We start from the raw sequence: 3,920 nt of genomic DNA on the forward strand, positions 1-3,920 counted from the left end.
CAATGAAGCAGGCAAGGCTCTCGTTGCAGCTGGCCCGCAGCTCTAAAATGAGATAACAGACACCCTCTACGATACTGATAAAACGGTCATCGTAGAGGGTGTTTTTCTTGGAAAGCAGGAAAAGCGATGTATTTGGCGAATTGCTCCAATAAGTTGAATAAATTATTTTGAAGGAGGGGATGTTTGGCGGGCATGGGAATGGCAAATTATGGTCGGAATGCAATGGAGTCCAAGTTTGCCAACGTCAAGAGTATCGTACAGGATCGCTCTCATGACTTGATAAAAGTACGAGCTGGCTTCGAATACAATCAGATTTATGCATCTCCCGCCCAGTACGATTTTGTGCTGTCTCATATCGCAAGTCATTGTCCCAATGTGCGGGTAGAATAGTTTTACGCCTTGGGGCTTTTGTTTTGGGCTCCGTCGTTGTGCTGGATGAAATCCGTGACGTCGATTGATAAAATAAAAAAAATACTACACCTATTGACATAATAGGTGTAAAGTTGTAATATGGACACATCGCTAGATGTGGGAGCTGACTGGACAACCAGAGGTTTTGCAGTGGGAGTATTTCCTATGCAAAGCCTCTTTTGTTTTAGGATTCCGCAAAGGCGCATGGCTAACGATTTAACTGTATGCAAGGGAGGTTTGATTGGTGAAAAAAATCATCGGCATTGGGGGAAATTTGATGTTTGATGCAGCGGGGATGTTCCCAGGATATCCCCGAGCCTATGTGAACCATGATTATGTGGCCGCCGTAAAAGCTGCCGGAGCTGTACCACTGGTTTTGCCAGTTTTGTCTGATGTTGAATGTGTTGAACGACAACTGTCCGTGGTTGATGGCCTGATAATTACCGGCGGCTATGATGTAAATCCGTTGCTGTTTGCGGAGGAGCCACATAAGTTATTGGGAGAAACGCTCAAGGAAAGGGATGATTTTGACCTACTATTGATAAAAACAGCAAGACGCTTGGGACTGTCGGTACTGGGCATTTGCCGTGGCCTGCAAATACTGAATGTAGAAGCAGGGGGAAGCTTATATCAGGATTGCAGCGAAGATGATAAATGTTACGTCAGACACTGGCAGGGCAGCAATCCTGCGCAGGCTACCCATACGGTTTCGTTTTTAGAGGACTCATGGCTGTATTCTATTTTTGGAACTAAAACTGGAACCAATTCCTTTCATCATATGTCCATAAAGAAAATTGCTGACAGGTTTAGAGCTGTTGCCTGGGCGGCTGATGGGACTGTCGAGGGCATTGAATCAGTGGATGGGCCGTTTGCTGCAGGCGTGCAATGGCATCCAGAGATGATGCATCGACAGGAAAAGATGCTTGCTTTGTTCAAATCGTTTGTGTCTAAGACATAATATTTGCTTGTAGAGGGGGATTTTTATGGTAAGAGAGAAATTTGGCTTTTGGAGTATAGTTTTGTTGGGGATTAACGCTATCATCGGTTCAGGCATTTTCCTGCTTCCCAACAAGGCGTATGCATTGTCCGGCAGTTATTCTTTGCTGGTTATTCTGTTTGATGCTTTTCTGGCGATTTCACTGGCTTTGTGCTTTGCGGAACTAAGCGGTTTATTCACGCGTAATGGTGGTCCTTATATTTATGCCAAGGCTGCTTTTGGCAACTTCATCGGTTTTGAGGTTGGCTTTATGAAGGCTGCTATCAGCATTATTGCCTGGGCGGCGATGTCCAATGGTTTTGCTACGGCATTAGCCGCTATATATCCAGAGGCTGGGATACCTTTTGTGAAAAACTTCATCATTGTGCTCCTTATGGGCTCTTTAGGACTTATGAATATTTTTGGTGTAAAATTGTCTAAAGCCGTGAACAATCTGGTAACAGTGGGGAAATTGTTGCCGTTGGTTCTGTTTATTGCGGCAGGATTGTTCTGCCTTCAGGGCAATAATCTCGAATTTGGCACGGCGGCTGCGGCAGCTGAAGAATTTTCCTTTGGTGCAGCTGCGTTGTTGATATTCTATGCATTCACGGGTTTTGAGGCCATTGCTGAAGCGGCAGAGGATATGGAAAATCCCAAGAAAAATCTGCCACGCGCAATCGTTATGGTCATGTTGGTCGTATCGGTATTTTATTTCTTGATACAGACGGTTTCCATTGGCGTTTTGGGGGCAGGATTAAGTGAGACCAAGACGCCGATTGCGACGGCAGCAGCTTATATTTTTGGACCGGTTGGTTTGGCATTGGTAACTGCTGGCACGTTAGTATCCATCGGCGGCATCAACATGGCTTCATCTTTTTTGACCCCCAGGGTAATTGTCGCTATTGCTGATGATAAAATGCTGCCGCCGGTTTTATCGCGTTATAGCCGTTGGGGGACACCATATGTGGCGATTATATTTTCTACGGTTGTGGGCATACTGATTGCGCTGTCCGGCTCGTTCACGACCTTGGCCGCTATCAGCGTGGTTTCCCGTTTTGCCCAGTATCTACCCAGCTGCCTGGCTGTTTTGGTTCTGCGCCGCCGTCACCCGGAAGCGCCAAGCTCTTTGCAAGCGCCATTTGGGCCGCTGTTCCCTGTAGTTTCCATTGCTGTTAGTATTTGGCTGCTTTTGCAGGCAGATATAGATAAGATCATCTTTGGTCTTGGGGGACTGGCAGTAGGTATACCTTTTTACTTTTTGATGAAAAAACAATACCTGTCCAAGCAGGGGGGAAATGAACAAGATAATGATGAAGGCGTTCCCGTAGAGAGCACAGCAGGTAGATAAAGAACTGTATTGGATCTTGGGCAAGAGACAAAGCATCTAAGAAATAGACGGTTGGCTGACATATAGACGTGCTTCGATGGTATAATTTGCATCTATAGCCATTGTCGGTGTATTGAGGCGTTTTTAATGGGGGGCCTATAAAAGGCTAATATAGGGGATGTTGCACGATTTTCTTACGTGCAACATCCCTTTTGTCGTTGGTGAGGAAGGTATTTGTTAGTTGAAAATTGAATTATACAGAAGTAATTAGGATGTGTTCATCGTGAGTATTTTTAGTGGATTGATTGTCCATACATTTGAGATCGATGTTAAGGAGGAGAAAAAAGAATGATGATGACGTGGAAAAAAATTAAAAGAATATTGTGTATCGTTTCTTTGATGCTAGGTTTGATGATGTTGCCCAACGGCCAGCAGATCGAAGCTGCGGATGTTTGGGTAGCCCATTGGAACAGTGAAGGAATCGATGTTTATGTCATGGATGATACATTGTCACATGGAACGAGCTCAACTGGACGCTGGTTCTCAATCTCTACCAAAATGGTGAAAAATGGCCGTTTGAAAGAGGTCATCACCTGGAATTACAGCAAATACCAGACGGATATGTGGCGTTACCAGACAAATACCATGGAGCGGAGCCATGATACCGTTGTTTCGCCTGGGGATAAAGTGTTTGCTTATGGCATGAACAGGATTGGCTGGCCTTATGTGGTTCGAGAATTCTGGGTATACTAAACGAGTTACGAGGGAAAATGCATAAAGCTGCTCATTCTGGATGATCCTGGAATGAGGGAGAATTACCAAAGGACTGGAGGATGTACGGTGCCTGAAACAAGAACGGCTATATGTCCAAAATCAATGGGCATATGGCCGTTCTTTTCTGTATTGCCGCTGGAGTATTCACACCGAGGAGTCTCTGTGCCTAGCGTAGAATCTGGCTAATAATCATACTTTGCTCTGTTCCTCCAAAGAAAAGGTATGTGCCAAATTGCTTGTTTGTTTTTCAAACAATCTCTACACTGGTGGTATTAGCGATTCAGGTCAAAGTCAGCAACATGATAATCCATGAGCTTTTCAGGATCAACATTAGAGTAAACCCCAGGACGAATTTCAAACATCTTGAGATTGTCGGAGTTCTCCTCCATAATTACACGATTATAATTCGCGACGAGGTTGAAAAGCATATTC

4 protein-coding genes are annotated in these 3,920 nt (G+C 44.7%); all 4 read left to right on the forward strand.

The annotated features are described in order from the left end of the window. Nucleotides 1–198 precede the first annotated feature (198 nt). The 4 genes from QZV24_RS10005 to QZV24_RS10020 all read left to right on the forward strand — a co-directional run bounded on the left by QZV24_RS10005 (nucleotide 199) and on the right by QZV24_RS10020 (nucleotide 3,467). Entirely contained in the window at nucleotides 199–390 is a 192-nt protein-coding gene (locus tag QZV24_RS10005; protein ID WP_294523429.1) for a hypothetical protein, read from the forward strand. A gap of 265 nt (nucleotides 391–655) precedes the next feature. Next, a complete protein-coding gene (locus QZV24_RS10010) occupies nucleotides 656–1,369 on the forward strand; it encodes a gamma-glutamyl-gamma-aminobutyrate hydrolase family protein (protein WP_294523431.1) in 714 nt (237 codons plus the stop codon). Nucleotides 1,370–1,394: 25 nt separating this feature from the next. Next, nucleotides 1,395–2,735, forward strand: a complete 1,341-nt coding sequence (locus QZV24_RS10015; RefSeq protein WP_294523433.1) for an APC family permease — start codon at nucleotides 1,395–1,397, stop codon at nucleotides 2,733–2,735. Nucleotides 2,736–3,062: 327 nt separating this feature from the next. Continuing rightward, nucleotides 3,063–3,467, forward strand: coding sequence for a hypothetical protein (locus tag QZV24_RS10020; protein ID WP_294523435.1), 405 nt, complete (start codon nucleotides 3,063–3,065; stop codon nucleotides 3,465–3,467). The last annotated feature ends 453 nt before the right edge of the window (nucleotides 3,468–3,920 follow it).

It is taken from the genome of uncultured Anaerovibrio sp. (assembly GCA_902786545.1).
Lineage (GTDB): Bacteria > Bacillota > Negativicutes > Selenomonadales > Selenomonadaceae > Anaerovibrio.